Origin of the sequence: Micromonospora sp. BQ11, assembly GCF_052068135.1 — a bacterium.
Taxonomy (GTDB): domain Bacteria; phylum Actinomycetota; class Actinomycetes; order Mycobacteriales; family Micromonosporaceae; genus Micromonospora.
Window position 1 is genome coordinate 248,480 of sequence record NZ_JBQHDB010000008.1, and the last position, 19,235, is coordinate 267,714.

The window sequence follows — 19,235 nt, forward strand, 5'->3', positions numbered from 1 at the left end:
CCACCACGGCAGCTCCACCATCCCGCCACCGCACCCATGACGACCTGACATTCGCGCCACCGCGTACGCCTCGGAAGCCGCCCCTACACCGGCAGCGACCGAGGCATACGCGCACAACACCCGTCAGGAGGAACCCATGACCCACACGCCACCGTGGCGCAGGGTCTGCGACTGCCGCTGCATCGTTCACCACCACCTGCCGCGCCTCACCTACGACGAGCACGGCTGCGCCTGCGCCATCACCTGCGCCACCCAGCCAATCACCTTGCTGACCAACCAGCTGGGACACGCACTGTTCCTCGAACGGAGCGGCGACCTTTGGCAGGTCCCGGCCATGGCCAACGGCACCTGGGACTGGGACCGCGCCACCGAGATCGACACCCGCGCCGACGTCTACAGCGTCGGCCTCGTCATCGAACACCTGCTCTCAAGCCGCCAACGTCCTCGGCACAATGCCCAACTGACCCCGACCGCTCAAGGTGGGCCGCCCCAGTGGGCGGCCCACGACCTTTTCGTGCTTCACGACAAGAGGAGACATCCCCGCGAGACCCACGCCGGACTGCTTCCCCCTCTTCACCGCCTCCAGAACGCACCCCTGCCGCGCAGCGTCCGGCCGCGCACCCGCACACAGACCGCTCCTTTCTTGCTATCCCGAGAGGCCATCACCATGACCAAGATCGTCATCGGCGTCGTCACCGTCGTCGTCATCGCCTGCATCGGCCTGCCCCTGCTACTGCTGTCCTCCGTCACCGGCGGCGGCTCCGGCGGATGCGCCGTCGCCGCCGCGCCGGCCATACGCCCCTCCGGGCAGCCGCCCGGCGCCGGCCGATGGGACACCGAGCAACTCGACATCGCCGCCACGATCATCGATGTCGGGGTCGCCAGAGGCGTACCCCGCTGGGGCTGGATCGTCGCCGTCGCCACCGCCATGCAGGAATCCGGTCTACGCAACCTGCATCACCTCGGCGAGAACAACGACCACGACTCCATCGGCGTGTTCCAGCAACGCCCCAGCCAAGGCTGGGGCACCATCGCGCAACTGTCCCAACCCGCCTACCAAGCCGGAAAATTCTTCAACAAGCTTCAGACCGTGTCCGGTTGGCAGACGATGCCGCTGACCCAGGCCGCACAAGCCGTCCAGGTGTCCGCCTATCCGGGGGCCTACGCCAAGTGGACCGACGACGCCCTGCACCTCGTGGAGCAGCTGACCAGCACCCTCGCTGACTGCACCACGGATGCGCTCGACGCACTTCCCGCCGGGTTCGCGTTACCCGCCACTACCCCGCCCGCCGTCGCAACCGCCATCGCTTGGGCCGTCGGCCAGCTCGGTACGCCGTACCAGTTCGGCGGCTCCTGCACCGACCCGCGCTCCGGTGACCCCGACAAACAGTGCGACTGCTCGTCGCTCATGCAGTCGGCGTACCGGGCAGCCGGCATCTCGATCCCACGCGTCACCACGGACCAGGTCAGCGCCGGAAAGCCGGTGGCCAGTCCGGCGCTCATGCTCCCCGGCGATCTCGTCTTCATCCCCGGCAGCCACGGCACCATGGCCAACCCCCGCCACGTCGGCATGTACATCGGACAGGACCTGATCATCCAAGCGCCAACAACCGGCGACACGGTCAAGATCTCGCAACTGAGTGACTGGTCCGGCCAGATCGCCACCATCAGACGCGTTGTGCTGTGACAGCGTCGGCTCCACCCTCGATCCCGTTTGGTTCGCTATATCACCGACCTCGGCGAGCAGATCACGGCAGATCCGTACGTTCAGTCGCGGACAGGGATGAGGCTGTAGACGTAAATGTCTTTGCGCTCGGTCCCGACCTGCTGCCAGCTGCGCAGGAGTCCTTCGCGCTGGTAGCCACAGGCTTCTGCGGCGCGCCACGAACCCTCGTTCCATGGTTCGACAAACAGCTCCAGCCGCTTGACGTCGTCCAGTGAGCTAGCCCAAGCGGTGCAGGCGCTCAAAGCGGCCCGGACGTATCCGCGGCGCCGGTGCTGCGGTGCGATCCAGTAGCCCATCGATGCCCGCCCGGTGGAGATGTAGCTGGTCCAGAGGCCGATGTTCCCCACAGCTTCGTCGGTCTCGGCGTCCGCGATCGCAAAGGAGTAGCCAGACCCTTCAGCGAGCCGTTGGTGCTGCCGTTCAAGGTAGGCAGCGATGTCCTCGTCCGCATCGGAGCGCGGCACTGACGTGATGAGGGGGATGAGAGGGTCCGAGGCGACCGAAGCGACGAGCGGGGCGTCGTCCAACCGAAACGCCCGCAAGCGCGCTGGCGGCTCGTCGAGACACGGCATCTCCGTCGGCAGCATGCCCCGATTCTGGGGCTCTCAGCCAACCCGAGCAATCGGCTCGGCAACCTCAATTCGGCACGACCGTGCGCCGCCGCCCTTGGGCGGTCGGCTGCGCTCCGTGACGCGTGTCCGCGGCAGTTGAGCGCACCTCGTCGTAGCCCGCGTAACCGCCTCACTGTAATTGGTGAGCGCCCCCAGTGTTCGCCAACCCTCTTGCCCTATGCGCATGCCATGCAGAAGCGGGCGAACGGCCGCGCGGCAAGCCGTTCATCGCCGATCGACTGCCCGCATCGTTCGCAGACGCCGTAGGTCGCCGCGTCCACCCGACGCAGCGCGTCGTCAACGTCGGCGATCCGCTCCCGCGCCCCGGCCAGCAGCGCGGTCAACTGGGCGCGTTCGAAGCCGATGGTGGCACCCTCCGGATCGTGCTCGTCGTCAGCATTCGAATCCCGCGATGCCAGGAACAGCGCCTCCAGATCCCGGGCTAGCGTCGCCGCCTCAGCCTCGGCCCTCGCGCGCAGCCGCAGCAGTTCATCCCGGACCATATATGGAGCCTAATACTCCAACGTCACTTCGCCTGTCTGCGCTGGTAGTGGGCTCGTCGGGCGCGGGCTTGGGATGTTCGCCGCCAGATCGACCAGTTCAGGGTGTGCTCTGTGGCAGTGCTGCGGCCAGGAAGAAGGCGTTGAGGAGTCGGCGGATCTCGGCGACGGTCAACGCGATGATCTCCGGTTCGGGCCGGCGTCTGGCTGCTGGGCGGTGAGGATGGTCAGGATGGCCGGGGCGAGCATGCCGATCTCATCCTCGGCAACCGCTGAGCGGAGCCGGCAGCTCACCCGCGCCGGGCGCCGCGAAGGCGCCCGGCGCGGTCCGGCTGGTTGCCGCTGATCCTGGCAGTAATCAGGTCGTGCGGGGGTACGGAGCCGACGTACAGACCTGGATCGAGGCATGGACACCGACCCGAACCGTTCGTGTGGACCAGGACCGCCGACGAGACCCTGAACGGCCTCGTCACATACTGCGGACGAGTTAACAGCTCAGGACACCAGACTAGGCTGGGCCGGTGACGCAGGACGTGGCGGCCGACGACGCCGGGGTGGCCCGAGCCGAGGCGCTGCTGGAGGTCGGCCGGGCCGACGCCGCGCGGCGGGAGATCCTGGCGGTCCTGGCGGCCGACCCGCACCACGTCGAGACCCTACACGTGCTGGCGCGCACCCACCAGGCGGAGGACGACTTTCCGGCCATGCGGGACGCGGCGGCACGGGCCGTCTCGGTCGGGCCGGGGCAGTACGAGGGACACCTGCTGCTGGCCTTCGCCCACGTCGGCATGGAAGAGCCGGCGGCGGCCCGGGCCAGCGCGGTGGAAGCCGTCCGTCTCGATCCGGACGACTGGCGGGGGCACGCCGCGCTGGCGCTCGCCTCGCTCGGCCTCGGGCAGCCGCGCCGCGCGTTCCGGGCGATCAGGCGGGCGGTGGGTCTGGCCCCTGAGTCGGCGGAACCGCACTACATCCGCGCGTCGATGTACCAGTCGATCAGGTGGAACACGCTGGCCAAACGCTCCTACCGCCGGGCACTGGCGCTCGCCCCGGAGCACCGGGCGGCACTGACCGGGCTCGGTCAGATCGCTGCCACCCGCGGTCGGCTGGCGACCGCGGCCGGGCACGTCAGCGCGGTACTCACTGCCGAACCGACTAATGACGTCGCCCGCGCCGAACTGGACCGGCTGGTCGTCGGCGGCCTCGCCGGCTGGGCGATGATGTCGGTCTGGGCGGCCGGTTTCCTCGGCGTGTTCGCCATGCTCCCGTGGATGTGGCTGCTGGTGTTGCTGCCGCCTGCGCTGTGGCTGCTCTGGGCGACCCGCACCTGGCGCGCCCTCTCACCGGGCGCGCGCACGTACGCCGAGCATGTCCTCCGCACCGACCCGCGGGCCCGGGTAAGGGTGATCGGGGTGGCGCTGTTCGCGCCCACCACGGCCGGACTGGCCGTCACCGCGCTGCGGCAGGACCCGGACGAATCGTGGTCGGGAGCCATGCTGGCCCTGATGGCGGCGCACTTCCTGGCGTTGATGGTCAGCACGGTGGCGATCGCCGTCGCCGACCGGAGGGCCGCCCGGCGTCCGGATAGCCATTAGTACTCGCCCGTCATTTGGCTTCGGCGTTGGGCGTGGCGTGAGCATGAGGACGGCCACCGCGATCGCCGCGTGGATCATTGCACCCTGCGCAGGCATCGATCCTCTGGCTGTTGAGCGCTTTTCTCGTGCGCTCACCGAGCGAGCCGGCGACAGGCACTCCGGTTGTGCGGTAGTCCGGCCTGCGTGAAGACGAGCCCGCAGCTGCCGTTCGTCGGGTCCCAGAGTTCGTGGTTGGTTACCAGCGCCCGCACCAGTGCGCGCTGCGGTTCGGTGAGGGGCCGGTGCGTCGCGTGCGGTTTGGGGAAGGCGAACCGCACCAGCGCTCCCCAGCCGTCGTCGAAGCCTGTCCAACTGTCCCGACTGGCCACCTGGCACGCAGCCGTGGTGATCTCGTCGAAGTCGGTGGCGATGCGGATCGCTGCGGCGACGATCGTGAACTGGTGCACTCCCGGAGGGGGTGGCTCAGCCAGCGCGGTCAGGATCAGCTCACGGGCGCGTGGGTCGTCCTCGTGGGCCAGCGCGGCTCGGAGCCGGACCGCCGGGTCCGGGTCGAGGAGCCGGTCGCGGAGGTCGACGCCGAGCTGGCCGAGGCAGTGCAGCCATCCCGTCTGCGGCCCGGCGCCTCGTTTCGACCATTCGAGGATGAGCGCCGCCAGTTCCTCCCGCCGGTCGACCAGGGACGGCATCCGCGCGATCGCCACGAGGTTCTCCGCGTGAAACAGCGCCCGGTCCGGCGAAGACGCGGCGAGCAGCGGAAGCACCACGGGGTATGCCTGCGCCACGGCATCGGCGAGGTCCGGCAGTATCCCGGCGAAGTGGCGATCGTCGGCGAGGTCGGTCACGCTCATAGCGGCGTCGCCGAGGAACTCCAGAAGCGATTCGACGGTGTCCGGGTGGGCTCGCCCCTCGGCGAGCAGTTCGGTCACGGCCCGAACTGCCGGCGCGGTCGCCGTCTCCGGGAAACGCTGATGCAGCACCGCCATGTCGAGGTGATCCAGTGCGGCCTCCCGGGCCTCGGCGTCACCGAACTCCAGCGCGGCCAGGTGCTCCGGGGTATCGGTCGCCCGGCCGTACGCGTGCCCGAGCCGGCTCCAGTCAACGGTCATCACCACGTCCTACCCAGCTCGTCAGCCGACCGGCAGTAGGTGCCCGGCTCTCGCCGGAGGCCCGACTCGCCGGAGACAGGCACACCCCGATGCCGTTTCACCGGTTCAACGTCCAGCCAACCATGTGTTGTAACAGGAACGCGAATGCCACCGAACCGGAGGCGACGACCAGGTTCGTGGGGTCGGGCCGGCCGCGGATGATGGACAGCACCAGTACGGAGATCGCCAGGGGCGGGTCTCGTCGACAGGGCGTTGCGACCGCAGAATAGCGGGGTGACTTCGGAAGCCACCCTCGGCGAGGTTCTGCGCAGCGCCGCCCGAGTTCGGGTGACCAATGGTGGGGTGTCCGGTATCTGGGTGCTGGGCGAGGATGTGCTGCTGGAGGTGGCTGAGCCGGTGGCAGTTCGCCGGCTGGTCCAGGCCTTGGCCGTCACGCAGACGACCGACGGGTACTGCATGTGTCATGGCGATCTCGCCTTCGAGTTCTTCGACCGGAGCGGGCGGCTGACTGCAGCCGTGGGGTTTCATCACGCCCACTACCTGCGCTGGTCGGGCTGGGACGGCGACGCCAGGCTGCGCGATGGCGGTGCGGTGCTGCGCTGGCTCGCCGAGCATGGGATCGAAAATCCGTTGGTGCAGGAGGAACAGCGGCAACGCGAACGCCACGAGCGGCGGCTCGCCGAGCAGCGGTGGAGGGCCGCTGCACCCGCCGCAGTACATGACCTACTTGATGTGGCGGTGGCCGCCGGCAGCGCCGACGGGCTTCTTCCCGAGGGGATACACCGGCTGGTCGCCCGCCGTCTCGAAGAAGCGATTCCGGATCCGGTCGAGCGGGCTGGCGTCACGCTCGCCTGGTATGGCTCGGGAACAGGGCGCTGTACCGGCTTCCCCGTACACGAAGCACTGCCGGCGCCAGCGCTCGTCGAAACTCCGATCGCCCACCTCATCCGAGCCATGCAGACCTACCCCACGGAAGCTCACATCGACGCCGGCGCCGTGCGGCACCTGTGCGGCTGGAAGGCACGCACGCACCAGGCGAGGGACATCGCCAAAGTCCCGGCAGAGCTACGGATGCGTCTACTGGTGGCAGTGAGGAGTCAGGCGACGACGACAAACGCCGCCGAGCGGAGCAATGGCTGAGCACACCGTCGGGACGCCGGCAACGGTAACGCTCCCGCCCGCCACTTCATATCTGCACCCGACCCGGGCCGCAGAGTTTGGTCACGCCTCCGCGCGTGACTGCGTCACGCGCCGGTCTCAGCACGTGCGGAGGTCGACCCGACCACGCCGGGCCCGACGGAGCGGCCACCGATGCCGTAGACGCACATGGCACCCGGCCTCTTCGCTCCTCCAGCCAGCTTGCCGGACCCGACCCGACCACAGGAGCCCCGCAGAGGTCGCAGGCTCGGTACCGTAGCGACGTGATCCCAGCCTGCCCCGAGTGCCACACAGCAGGCGTCCCTTTGCTCTTCGGCCGTCCCGCCCCAGAAGCGAGAGCTGCTGCCACCGACGGCCAGCTCGCGCTCGGTGGATGTCTCCTCCCCGAAGAACCGCCACCGAACTGGCAGTGCCCACGGCAGCACCGGTGGCGCGACGCCGATGAGAAGACGTGGCACAACCAGCTCCTGGCCGTGCTACTCACACACGGCTATACCGAGCCTGACAGCGACGCATGAGCCGGCGGACGTAGCGGACACCCGATCCGCGCCTTGCGAAACATACAGCCGACCACTTCGGTCTCTCCTGGGACGCCACGCCGAATCGCTCGCTCAAATCACCGCAGTTCAGAGCCTCAGCTCTATCCAACGCCGGTGAGTGCGCCGATCGGCAATGGCAGGACTCCCGGAAGGTGTCGATCTCTCTCGGTACGCCCTACGCGGTGGCATGTGCGGCACCCCGATCGTGGACGAGCGCACTAGGCTTGGGGCCGGCCTGCCCAACGACGCGGCGCCGGTACCGCGCGTCACTGAGCCCAGGGGTGGCAGCACCGTTCGAGTCGGGCCAGGCTCCGGGGAGCCCACTCGTCGTGAGCGGGCTCCCGAAAGTCCCAGCTGTCAACACCGGCTGAACTTTCAGGCGGAGCCGACACCAGCAGGGCCAGCCGGTCGGCTGCAACCACCCGGATCGCGGCATGGCTGCGCGAATCGCGGCTATGAGAGTGCGGCGAGCGATTGCTGTTGACACAGCGAGGTGTCAATATCGACGACGTGTGAAAACTGACCCCTTACGTAGCGACCCGCGCGTCACCAGGGGTCAGATTTCAGCCGCCGTTGACAGTGTCAGCGCCGCTAAATTCTGTTTGCTGCGCCCTGTTGCGGCAGACGAAGATGCCGATCGCAGTTCGGAAGCCCCGTACCAAGACAACTGATCTTGTTCACCTGGTACCACTCAGGGCGACTCTCATAGGCTGCAGCAAGCCCTCGCCGGCAAAGGGGTGAGCGCGGACCTGACCCAACCGGAGATCACCTGACCACCAGCACGGATTTTTGCTGTCCGCCCGCAAAGAAGATCAAAAGGCCACCAGACAGGACCACTCCCTGACCCGTGACAGCTGATGCCACCGATGCGGCAACGGTTCACCCCAGGTGAGCCGCTCGACCCGCGCCGAGCGGCCGCCGGCTCCTGTGGATCTACAGAGGCGGACGTGCGGGGGCTACAGGGAGCAGACCCAAAGACCTCAGTATGCGTCCGGTATCGGCCCCATCAATGATCATGTAGAAACGGGGGTGCCGCACGTCGTGGGCGTAGGCATCCATCATGCCAACCACACTCGGCTTGATCTGATGACAGTGCTGCAGAACGAGTAGCTCCGCGGGCTCGGTGAACAGCCGGTCGATCTGGTCACCGTTCTTGCCCAGAGCCTTGACGTCCATCGCGCGAGGGAAGCCCGGTCCCTTGAACAGCCAGGCGGCCGACAGTTGGCGCCCACGGGCGAACACTCGTGAGGTGTAGAGGTCGGAGCGTTCGCCACCCCAGTCTTTCGGAACGTACGGCTCGCCGAGCAGCTCGGCAAAGGCGCGCTTCACCGTGTCCTCCGGCACACGCAGCACCGCTTCACCCTCGGCCTCGGCGAAGGGAGATGCGAAGTCGATGCCGCTGAACTGGCCGATATCGCTGGGGTAGACCCGCGCTCTCGGCGCTGAAACTCCGGCGGGAAGTTCGTCATCGACGAACGACCTGATTCCGATGAAGACCGGCCTGAGCTCGACTTGCTCCGCGCTGAGATTGGTGACCGTCCCGATCAGGTAAACCCGCCTGTTCCCGGCGAGGCTCCCGGCCGCGGAGGAACTGGCGATTCGTACCGCGTTGAATGTTCCGGTGACACGCATAGGCTCGCCCGCGTCGAGTACCGCCGTGAAGCTGGCTGGCTTGAAGCCTGGGGCGTCGCGGTCCCGGTCTCGCTGGAACTCAAACTGCAGCTCGGTGCCGACGACTTGCCCCGCGCGTAGGTCCCGCTCCAGGACGTGCCTGGCTAGTTCGCCGATTCCCAGCGAGGAGAGCGCCTGGGCGAGTTCTGCGGCAAGCACGTAGGGCAGTGCTGCTTCGGGATCGCTCCTGCGGGCCGCCCGCGCCCGTGCGGATTCCGTCCGGTGCTCTCCGAGTAGGGACTGAACCTGGTCCTGGTGCAGGAAGTACGGCTCGAGCGCAATGCGCGTCATCGACAAGATGATCCTTTCGGTCGGGACGGCGAGGGAGCGGTCACGGGATGTCCTTGAGCAGGCGGAGGAATTCGTCGACGTCTTGTGGCCTGTCGGTTGGCTTGTGCCGGGTTGCTTCCGCTACTACAGCTACCCATGGTCCGCTGGGAGGCAGCAGTGGGAGATTCTGCTCCGGTCGTCCCCCGGTTAGGATGGCTGCGATGAGCCGCCCGATGCTGTAGATGTCGGCGGCGGCTGTGACGTTGTGGGGGTTTCCGGACGACAGCTCCGGTGCGGCGAATCCCTCGGAGCCGAAGCCGGTGCCGGTCCGAGTTTGGCGCGGAATGCTGGTTTCCCCTCGGGGCTGCCGGCCTAGTCCCCAGTCTGCTACGACCCATTTGCCGTCGAGGAGCAGGACGTTGGCTGGCTTTATATCGCGGTGGATTCTGTCGTCGGTGTGTGGGCGGCGCAGCCCTTCGCAGACGGCTGTGACGAGGTCCCGGAGTGCTCTTGCTTCCCGCCTGAGGCGTTCCGCATGGCTGGCTGCGCTGCCGTTCGCGAGCGGCATGACGAACCACCGCCCGTCTGGGTCGGAGTCCAAGACCGGCATGACGTTCGGGTGCTCTCCGTAGCGGTGCCCGAAGGAGATCTCGCGGCGCATGCGGCGTAGGGCGTCCTCATCGACGTAGCGGAGTTGCTTCAGCGCAATGGGGGTGCGGGTGTATTTGTGCATGCCGCTGTAGACCGCGCCCTGACCTCCTTCAGCGAGCGGCTCTTGGTCTCTGTCGTAGTCCGACTTCGTTCCGCGCTTGAGCCAGCGCACAGCGGCCCACGTTGCGGCCATATTGGTGTCGGTGATGGTGCCGTCGGCTAGGAGGGCGCGGGCGGCCCCGATGACGTGGTCACGGTATGGCCCGCCCCGTTGCGCTGTGAGCATGGCTACAAGTGGCCTGGTGGCCGGACGGTGGATGAGCTCGGCAGCGAGGCGGCGTGCCTCGTCGGCCTGTGCGGCCCGGTGGGCGGCGCGCTGGCGGTTTTGCTCTTGCCGGGCGGCGTGCAGGTCAGGATGAGGAGTCCAGCCGCGGGGTGGATGGCAGATCGTGCCTGATCGGTAGTCGTGTTCGAGGCCAACGCATCCTGCTCGGGCCAGGGCGAGTGCCACGTCATCGGCACGATCACCGAGTTTGGTCGTGATGGTGTTCCAGCGGCGAGGCGCGCTGGTGGCCCAGCTCCAGTCGGCGTCGTTGACGAGTCCGTCCGGTCGCTGTGGTGGAGTGGGCGGGTGCGTGCGTAGGTGTACTCGCCGTACTTTGGGGCGGCCGGCGCGGTCGTGGTCGAAGGTGCCGTCGGCGTTTGTGGGCTGCGCATAGGCGCGGAGTCCCTCGGGCACGCCGGGGTGGCCGGGCATGGGGAATTCCCCTGTTGGGTGCGACGGTTCGGTCACGCCGCGTCGTCATCCAAATCGTCCTCGTCGGACTCTTCGTTGGCGATGTCGGCGGCGGGGCGGTAGGAGGTCAACCACTCCTGGAGCAGTTCGACGCGGGCACGGTTGGCGTCGTCTCCGACGATGACAGGTGCTTCGTTGTAGGCCATGCTGTCGGAGCGGCGACGGAGTTTGATATAGAGCCCAGATGCCTCGATGGCGTAGCGCTCCATGTCATCCTGTAGCGCACCAATCACGGTAATGTTGCGGTCCTTTCCGATTTGCTCAAACAGCGCGACCGCCTCACGGCGATGTTGCTTGCCGAGGTTGCGGCCGAGTTCATCGAGAACGAGCAGCAAGGGGCGACCGCCCCCTCCAGCAAGCGCGGCGGCGCACACCAGCTTGACGGCCTTCTCGTCCATTTGGGCGGTGTTGCTACGAAGGTTGTAGCCCGACATCCGCTGTCCCTCGGCGCGCCGCCACTTGGGTGTGACGGTCCACCGCCACGGCCTATCGGGTTCAGCGGGTGGCTCGGGCTCGGGGTAGTCCAGGCTCGCCCCGTAACCGCCGTACCGTTCGTCGAGGCGGTTGAACTCTTCGCTGACTTTCTTTAGCTTCGCCTTGATCCCCTGGGCAAGCGATGCCCGGTGCGCCCGGGAGGTCTGCTCGGCCTCACTCAAGCCTAGCCGCGCCGCCTGCAGGTCACCGGTGCGCTGCGCACGCTGGGTGGCGATTTGCTGCTGCTGGTAGTGGTCGTGCTGTTCGGTCTGGGTCAGATGGGTACGCAGCGCGCGGATGAGTGCGGGGACCAGACCGACGCGAATGTCCAGTCCGCCGCGATGCCAACGTTGTTCGATGAGCAGTTCTCGGATCTCGGCGGGCATCTCGTCGTGGGGTGTGCCTTCGGGGAAACACCGCCGGACGACCTCGTTGACTTGAGAGCAGGTTTCCTCGTTCCACGCCGCGGTGATACGGGTCTGCTGCTCGGCGTCCAGGGTCAGCAGGAACCGGTTTGCGGACTGGGGTGAGTCTCCCCAGGCCGCCTCGCGGCCGGGCAGGTCCAGAGCCAACCGCTCATCGGTGAGCTTCGTCGTGCTTTCGTCTTGCTCGATCTGCTCACGCTCAAGGCGCTGTTTGGTGCCGCGCAGGTTCTCGATCCGTTCCTCGCGTGCTTTGCCCGCGCCCAGCGCGTCGGTGTAGGCCGCATGGGCGACGTCCAGCGCGGGCTTCAGCGCATCGCGTCGCTCCTGTCGCTTCTGGTTGGCCGCTCGCAGTTCGGAGATCTTCAGTTCGGTCGTGTCCGCTTGCTCACCTGCCTCGGCCGCTTTGGTACGGGTTTCGGCTCGGGCCAGCGTGTGCCGGGCACTGGCGAGGAGCTTGTTGGCTTCGGTGAGAAGATCGGCTTTCGCGCGATGCTCAGCGCGGGCTGCGGCGATGCGTGCGGCTCGGCCGGCGAGTGGATCTGCGAATTCACCCACCACGATTACCCCGGCGGCCACGTCGATCTCTGCAGGTTGGGTGCCCGCCCGGTCGAGGATCGCGGTAAAGAACGCGGTGAGGTCGAACCTGGTATCGGCGCTCGCGGGCAGGCTGGTGCTGTGGGTGGGCGCGTGCGTTCGAGGCGGGTCAGCGATGACCAGTGTCGCCCTCCTTGGCCGCCCCGCGAGTTTCTCCTGGGCTCTGTCAACGTGCCCGCGTAGGACCACGACGGCACCGCTATAGGGCACAAGGCGGGGCTCCCAGTTGCGTCGCTGGTCGGGGTTGAGCTGGACGACGTCCAATAACGCGGCGGCGGGGATACCCTCATCGCGCAGCACCTGTAGCTCGTCCGCGGCGACGTCCTCACCGGACTCGGCGGCGGCCAGCAGCCTGCTCGCTTGTTTTTCGGCTTCTTCGGCGACTCCCCTGGACCCGAGAGCCTGTTCCACTGCCGTGCGTGCGCCGGCCTCCTCAGCCTGCGCGGTCTCGACGCTGCGTCCGTCAGCCGCGCGAGCCTTGTCGGAAAGCTCCCGATGTGTCGTAGTCAGGTCTTCGAGATGCTGGGCGGCCACCTGATGCTCGGTGTCCAGTTGCTGGTCACGCCCATTGAGTTCCTTCCAGCGCCCTTCGACCTCGCGGAAGTTGCGGTTGAACTCCTCGTCGTCAGTCAATCCTGAAAGATCGCCTTCCACGGCGGACAGTTTTGCTTGCAACTCCTTGGTGCGGACCTCCAGCGCGTTGAGTTCATGGCGGATTTCGTCGCTGCGAGCGGCCCCGTCAACGAAGTGTCGAGCGCAGCGGGCCTGCCACGACGCCTTCGCATTGCCCAACAGGAGGCGAGCGTGACCGCGCTGCGCAATGCCGGTTTCAACGACTGCCATTTCGTGTTCCCAGCCATCGAGATCTCTTACGGCGTCGCGGACGTTGTTGCGGTGGGTATGCTCAGCCGACCGGAGGGCCTGCTCTTGTTCGAGTTCGCGGTCCAACCCGGTCAGTGTGGCGATGGCGTCGAAGATCCTCTGCGGGTCCAGGTCGTTGAGGGGCTGGGCGAGTAGGTTGGCCGCTGGGCTGGACCGCACCGAGGTCGACAGGAATGACACGCACCGCACGTGGCTTCCGTATAGGACGGATGCGAGCCGGTTCGCGTGGAAGTCGCTACGCCCGTTGCTGGTAGGGAGCGCGTCCCACAATGTGTCGACTCCTGCGGCTCGTTCGAACTCGGTCGCCCCGTATGGGACATAGAGCCCATCCTTCCAGCGCAGATTAATGTGCGAGGCCTTACGGTTGATCCGTATCCACACGGTCAGGGCGCTGGCCGAAAGCGCATCGGAGGTGTCGGCGCGGGGGTCGGTGAACACGCCGATCACATACCCCCAGTCGACGTTGGACCAGCGGCCTTCTTGCGCGGCGATCTCGGCGGTGAACAGCAGCTCCGCAGCCCCGGCCGCCCCACTGGCCAGCCGCCATTGCTCATCGGCGTGTAGCAGGCTCACTGCGGCGATCAATGAGGACTTCCCCGCACCGTTGGAGTCCTTCGGGCCTTGACCCGCGACCGTGACCAGGCCCTGGCTGATCATCGGTACCGGGTGCGTGGACAACCGAGAGATATTGACCACTTGGACGCCGACCAGCACCCGCTCGCCGACAACGTCGACAGGGCCGGAATCGCCACCCGCCGTAGACCAGGTTAGGGCCGTGCTCACTGTTCTCCTCGGGGATGCGCGCGGCGCGTTCGTATCGCGGCAGCCAGCGGGCTGTGCGGTGCGGCGGCCAGAATCAACTCTTGCTGCAACGCCGCGCGTGCCACGGGTGTCAGCCGGTGAAGTTGAGGACCGGGCAAGTAAGCAGTCCTGCCGGCGGATCCTCTGCCTCGAGTGGGAGCGAGCTGTACGAGTCCAGCAGCACGTAACCTCTGCAGAGCGACACGAACGTCACCTCTTCCAGGCTGCGCGTAGCGAAGAATTTCATCGACTGGCGTCGGTTGCGCGGAGATCCAAGAGTCGCCGGACAGTAGTCCCTGGCTACGGGGAATCGCGACCGAGTGAATCAACACCAGCACGAGCACGGCCCGGTCGATGACCGGGAGGGCATTCCAGCCTGCACCAGTCAGTTCGGCAGCGACGTCGTCGCGGTACCCCGAGGTCCACTGCGTGCCACCCACTGGGACGAGCGTCCGTCCCATTCGGTGCAATAGCCGCTGAAGGTCCCTGCGTAGCGTGGCATCCCGCAACGCCAACATCTGCACCTCGGGGACCGGGTGGGCGCTATGTTCCACCGCCGCGAACGCGGCAAGGACTTCGTCGCGGTGCCGTTCGCTCAGCCCTGCAAGGATCGGCTCAAATACCGGATGCGCTGCGTTAGGGCTAGTCATCGCCGAGTTTCCGGGTCGCCGTGGCCGATGCTGGCGGCGGAGGGCAACATCCGCAACAGCTCACGCAGGGCACTCAGATCCGCTGATCCCCATGCGGCGACTCGCGGACCGAGCCGCACCGTCTGGCCGGGCTCGTCCCAGAGTAGCCAGCCGGCACCAGCCAAACGCCGGATCGCCGCGAGTAAGGCTCGGTGGGAGGCAACCTGGTCCCGGTTAGTGATCTCCTCGAACACCGCTGCCACCTGTTGCCTGGACACCGGTGTCCCCGGCCACATCGACCCGGTCGGCTCCGCCCAGCAGCAGCGCAGGCAGGCAGCGAGCACGCGCGCGGTGTCGTTGGGTTGTTCAACGGCGAGCGCAGGCAATCCCAACTCCTCCAACACGCTGGGTCTCGCGCCTTCGGGAACCACTGTCAACAGCCATACCGCCGTGACGTCAGGCTCGACCAGGCGCAGCATTCCCGCTGGGAAGGCGCTGCTCGGCGCCACGCGTTGCGGGCCGGCGGCGCGAATGCGCGCCCACCACAGTGCCGTTTCCGACTCGTTCATCCCTCCTACCCGCCCGCCCGGCTGGCGCGCCGAAAGCGCCCCTGTGACGTCCATGAAGGGCTGGCGGCGACCTCGATACGCACGCCGTCGCGCCACACGAGCTCGTAGTCAAGGTCAGGGTGGTGATGGATGGCGGTGACCTCGGCGAGCACGCGACGTGCCGATATCCAGTCACCGGCGTCATCCAGCACATCGACAATGCTCACCGAGTTCGCGTCCGCCAGCAGCCGCTCTGCGATGGCTCTGAGTTTCTCAACGTCGTCGGCGATATCAGCATCAGCCTCTGGTGCTGGCTCGGCGTTATCAGAGCGGGGAGGCGGAACCCTCGCTGTGCTGATCTGGCGTCCCGCTTCCACTGCCTCGATCAGCGCTTGCGGTGAAAACCACGGCGCGGGGGCGTCGAAGACAAAGCGATCGAGCACCGCGGCCAGCACTTCCGGGCTCGACTCGCGGCCGAAGGTGCGCCACGCCTCCACCGGAAGCAGCCCCAACGCGCGGGTGGTGCCGGCCTGTGCGATCAAGCGGCCCGCCGCCGCGTCAATCGCGTCCGCGTAGGCAGCGAGCGCGACCCGGAGTTCCGCGCACTCGCGGTCGAGTTCGGGCCACTTACCCAGCACGACAGTGTGGACGTCCTTGGCCTGGTCAATCAGCGACTCGTTACCCCACAAGAGTTGGGCGTTGTTACCGAGCGTCTCGGCTGTGCTGCCCGCCGCCAGGATGGCCAGTTCATTGCCCAGTAATCGGAATACCTTGGTCAACCGGCGCACCGAGGCCACGCCGTCGGCCGCAACGGCGTTCGCGCTCTTGACGTTCAACTGCTCCAAGGTCAGCAGCTGATGCAGTTCCGACTGACCGCCCTGCTCGGCCATACGCCGCAAGAACAGCAGCATTACATAGGGCGCGAACGCGGCCCGGTGGTAGAGCTCATTCGGCCGATCATTGACCCGGCTGATCGCGCCGTAGCTGCGTAAGACGTCGAACCGCCGCCTCACGATCGAAGCAGCCCATTGCCGACACTCGGCAACAGCCTGTTCCACTGTCAGCCCTTCGCCGGCCGCCTCGGCGAAGGCTTCCAAGATCGACTCGTCGACATTGATCGTGGTTGGATCCACGATCATCGCCCCGGCCTCGCGAGCAAGTACCGAGAAGACCTGACGGTAGACCCGCAGCACTGCGGCCTCACCGACGAGATCGTCCAACGCCAGCTCTGGCGGGTCACTCAACGCGATCACTCCTGTCTCCAAGCCGGCATGGACACCATTCCGCTAGCGTCGCGACATCGGCGCGGCCTCCCCAGTTCGGACACAAGTGAGCTGTCTCGCGATCAACTAGGCGCATACCCGACAATCCGGCGAAGCGGACAAATGCGTGACAGGCTGCACGTACCAGGCGATAAACTTTTCGAGTTATGCATCCACCTCCCGCTGGCAGCAAGTCGCCACCTAGGAATTAATCATTCCCAACAGGCGCCCCTCCCATGAGGTCACGAAAGGATGGCACCCTTAGGGGCTGTTCCACGACGCACTATATTCGGCATGTCCGGACGTCGACATCTCTCCGGCCATGGCTCTGGATGGCTTCGGCAGCCGGCGTCAGTCCCTGGCTGGCTGTGCGCCGGTACCCGTGGTGATTAGCTGCCGGCAAGGTTGTTCCGAAGCTGGTGGGCGAGCGTGATGGTCGCTTCCTGGGGTTCGGCGTCGAGGTCGGCGAGGGCTTTGGTCAGGGCGCGCAGGAGGGCGCGGATGCCGTCGGTGTCGCCGAGGGCATGGCGGGCCTGCATCGCCTTGGCATAGAGGGCTTCGTTGTAGCGGTCCAGTCCAATGGCCTTGTCGAGGAGGTCGGATGTGGCCTGTGGGTCGGTGTTGATGAGGTCGTCTGCCAGGAGTAGGTGGGCTTCGGTGGCCCAGCGGCGCACGGTCTCCCGGTGTGGTGGCAGCCATTCGTAGTCGTGGCCGTCGGCCAGGGGCGCGGTGTAGAGGTCGCAGGCGGCGGTGAGCAGTTGGCGGCGGCGTGGGCCGGTCGCGATGGTGGCGGTGCGGAGCAGGTCGCGCAGGGTCCAGACGTCGACGTCGACGGCGGCGGGGTCGAGCCGGTAGCGTCCGGCGTTCTTGACGACGTAGGCGTTCCTGGCCTCGTAGGTGCCGGCGCGGGCGAGGACGTGTCGCAGGTTGCTGGCGTTGGTGTGCACGCGCTGGTCGGCTTGGCTGAGGCGGGCGTCGGGTTCGAGGTATTCGCCGATCTCGCGGGTGGTGACGCCGTCGGGGTGGCAGGCCAGGAACACCGCGAGTTCGAGTGCTTTGGCGCGTAGTGGTCGGCCGGGTTGGCTGATGTTGTCGATGCGCGGCTGTCCAAGCACGCGTAGGTGCGCCTTGCCGGCAGTGATGGGCTCGACGGTCGCGGTGACCGGTGCCGGCGGATTGGGCGGTGCGGGGTCGGTTCGACTCGCGTGCAGTGGGACCACCGGGCCCGGTGCCGCGTCGGTGAGCAGTGCGCTGGTTTCCCCGGTCTGCGCCTCGCGCAGGGTGGTGAGGACGCCGATGGCGGTGGGGGTGTCAAGGACGGGCAGGCGCGGGGGGATCGGCCCGCTGGCCGCCCCGGAGGCGTGGCTGGTGTGGCCGTCCGCGGCGATGTCGAGGGTGACGCCGTGCTGCCATTCGCCGAGCAGCACGGCGGACACGCCAAGGGTGGCACCGAGGGTGAGAGCGGTCTTGGTCCGCATGGATACGACGGCGGGCGGGGCCGCGGTGATGACGACGATCGGTGGTAGGGCTTCCTCGTCGGGGGCCTGCCGGCGCAGGGTGTCCAGGTCGGTCAGTGCGTGCTCGTCGAGGATGCGGCTGCGGTGCAGGAGCCGGGCCTCGATCGCGGTGAGTGCATGGTCGAGGCTGTCGACGATGTGCAGCCGTGGCCACGGTTGCAGGGCGGTGGCGTCGGGCCCGAGGAGCGTGACCAGGGTGGCGGAGTCGATGATGACTTCGCCGCGTGCATCGGGGTGGTGCGGGCCGCCGGAGGCCAGGGCCGCGACAAGCGTGGCGCGGGCTGCGGCGTGTGCGCCGTCGCCGACGACGCCGATTCCGCCTGTCGGCAGTGACATGAGCTGGGGTACGGGGTCGGCCGGCTCGCCGTCGTCGTCGGCGTCGGGTAGCGGAGGGCGGTGGGTGGCCACGGCGCGGCGGACCTGGACAACCGGTGGCGGCAGGTCGATGGGTGGTTCGGTGTCCGGTTCGCTGGTGTAGCGGCGTCGGCGTTGGAGCCACACCAATGCGGTGGCGGCACTGATCGCGGCGGCGAGGGACCACGGCAGCCAGGTAGAGGGCGACAGCTGCACACCGTCTTCGTCGGTCGTCACCGCCGGACTGTCGGTGCCGGTGACGGTCGGAGCAACTGGCGGCGGCGCGGCAACACTGGGCGGTGCCGTTGAGCGAGCCGGCGGTGAGGAAGCGCTCGGGTTTGTCGATGGTGCCGTGCTCGGGACGGCGGACGGCTCCTTACGGGTGGTGGGCGGCTGCACGGTGGGACCAGGTGGCTCTGCAGTGGCGCCCGGCTTCTCGGGCGGGGGCGTGACCGTCGAGGGTGGCTCGGGTGGCGGTGCGAGCCGTGCGGCCTGTGGTGGACGGGCGTCACCGGGCAGTCGTAGTTCCCAGCCGGGGTAGATGAGGTTGCAGTCGCGTAGCCTGCCGCCGACCTCAGGGAAGTGGCGGTGCTTGTTCAGCGTGCAGATCTCCGGCCACCGGTCCGCGTCGCCCAGCCACTCCCTAGCGACCTTGGACAGGGTGTCGTGCCGCTCAACGGTGTAGAGGTAGCGCTGGCCGGCGACGTGGATGACCGCAGGGCCCCGGGCGGCGGCCTGCCGAGGAACGTCAGCGCGCTCCGCCGCGGCAGCAGAAGTGGCCGGTACGTCAGGGTTCGCCGCGCGATCGAGCGAGCCGGTGGAGGTGACGGCGAGCGCAGCGGTGCCGGCCAGGCCGAACACGAGCCGGTGCAGCGGCGCCGGCAGCCTGAGCACGGGAATACGGCGACGGGTCAGCACTGCGACGAGCTCGGCGAACAGCAGCAGCGCGAACACGCCCCACAGCAGCCACATCACCCAGAGAGCCGCGCCAATCAGGACCTCCGGCGTGAACCGTCCGCCCGAGCGTTCGAACCACTCCGGGATCTGCGACCACGCGGGCAGCCGCCGCACCGGATTGCCGCCTGCGAGCCAGAGCAACGCCGGTACCACCACGAGCAAGAAAACAGCGCCG

The 19,235-nt window shown here is 67.6% G+C and carries 12 protein-coding genes; 3 read left to right on the forward strand and 9 right to left on the reverse strand.

The annotated features are described in order from the left end of the window. The first annotated feature begins 136 nt into the window (after positions 1–136). Positions 137–1,687 carry a C40 family peptidase gene (locus ACTMSW_RS19210; RefSeq protein ID WP_441181997.1) on the forward strand — a complete coding sequence of 517 codons (1,551 nt, stop codon included), beginning with the start codon at positions 137–139 and terminating at the stop codon, positions 1,685–1,687. A gap of 80 nt (positions 1,688–1,767) precedes the next feature. On the opposite strand, the gene ACTMSW_RS19215 is transcribed toward ACTMSW_RS19210, so the two are convergent. Both ACTMSW_RS19215 and ACTMSW_RS19220 read right to left on the reverse strand, forming a co-directional pair. Continuing rightward, positions 1,768–2,313: a GNAT family N-acetyltransferase gene (locus ACTMSW_RS19215; protein WP_441181998.1), complete on the reverse strand. Its 546-nt coding sequence runs from the start codon at positions 2,311–2,313 to the stop codon at positions 1,768–1,770. Positions 2,314–2,513: 200 nt separating this feature from the next. Next, positions 2,514–2,840 carry a TraR/DksA family transcriptional regulator gene (locus tag ACTMSW_RS19220; protein ID WP_441181999.1) on the reverse strand — a complete coding sequence of 109 codons (327 nt, stop codon included), beginning with the start codon at positions 2,838–2,840 and terminating at the stop codon, positions 2,514–2,516. A 518-nt stretch (positions 2,841–3,358) separates the two neighbouring features. On the opposite strand from ACTMSW_RS19220, the gene ACTMSW_RS19225 reads away from it, so the two are divergent. Next, a complete protein-coding gene (locus ACTMSW_RS19225; RefSeq protein WP_441182000.1) occupies positions 3,359–4,426 on the forward strand; it encodes a tetratricopeptide repeat protein in 1,068 nt (355 codons plus the stop codon). A gap of 131 nt (positions 4,427–4,557) precedes the next feature. On the opposite strand, the gene ACTMSW_RS19230 is transcribed toward ACTMSW_RS19225, so the two are convergent. Next, complete coding sequence (locus ACTMSW_RS19230; protein WP_441182001.1) at positions 4,558–5,532, reverse strand: hypothetical protein; 975 nt, start codon at positions 5,530–5,532, stop codon at positions 4,558–4,560. Positions 5,533–5,805: 273 nt separating this feature from the next. On the opposite strand from ACTMSW_RS19230, the gene ACTMSW_RS19235 reads away from it, so the two are divergent. Then, on the forward strand, positions 5,806–6,672 hold the full coding sequence (locus tag ACTMSW_RS19235; protein ID WP_441182002.1) for a hypothetical protein: 867 nt from the start codon (positions 5,806–5,808) through the stop codon (positions 6,670–6,672). A gap of 1,490 nt (positions 6,673–8,162) precedes the next feature. On the opposite strand, the gene ACTMSW_RS19240 is transcribed toward ACTMSW_RS19235, so the two are convergent. The 6 genes from ACTMSW_RS19240 to ACTMSW_RS19265 form a co-directional block, all read right to left on the reverse strand. Further along, on the reverse strand, positions 8,163–9,191 hold the full coding sequence (locus ACTMSW_RS19240; RefSeq protein ID WP_441182003.1) for a hypothetical protein: 1,029 nt from the start codon (positions 9,189–9,191) through the stop codon (positions 8,163–8,165). 40 nt (positions 9,192–9,231) lie between these two features. Next, complete coding sequence (locus ACTMSW_RS19245; RefSeq protein WP_441182004.1) at positions 9,232–10,614, reverse strand: protein kinase domain-containing protein; 1,383 nt, start codon at positions 10,612–10,614, stop codon at positions 9,232–9,234. Continuing rightward, positions 10,611–13,775: a hypothetical protein gene (locus ACTMSW_RS19250; protein WP_441182005.1), complete on the reverse strand. Its 3,165-nt coding sequence runs from the start codon at positions 13,773–13,775 to the stop codon at positions 10,611–10,613. The genes ACTMSW_RS19245 and ACTMSW_RS19250 overlap by 4 nt, the downstream gene beginning before the upstream one ends. 664 nt (positions 13,776–14,439) lie before the next feature. Beyond that, positions 14,440–14,991 carry a hypothetical protein gene (locus tag ACTMSW_RS19255; protein WP_441182006.1) on the reverse strand — a complete coding sequence of 184 codons (552 nt, stop codon included), beginning with the start codon at positions 14,989–14,991 and terminating at the stop codon, positions 14,440–14,442. A 5-nt stretch (positions 14,992–14,996) separates the two neighbouring features. Then, positions 14,997–16,223 (reverse strand): hypothetical protein, encoded by a 1,227-nt coding sequence (locus ACTMSW_RS19260; protein WP_441182007.1) that lies wholly within the window; start codon positions 16,221–16,223, stop codon positions 14,997–14,999. 398 nt (positions 16,224–16,621) lie between these two features. Next, positions 16,622–19,201, reverse strand: a complete 2,580-nt coding sequence (locus tag ACTMSW_RS19265) for a transcriptional regulator (protein WP_441182008.1) — start codon at positions 19,199–19,201, stop codon at positions 16,622–16,624. Positions 19,202–19,235 lie beyond the last annotated feature (34 nt).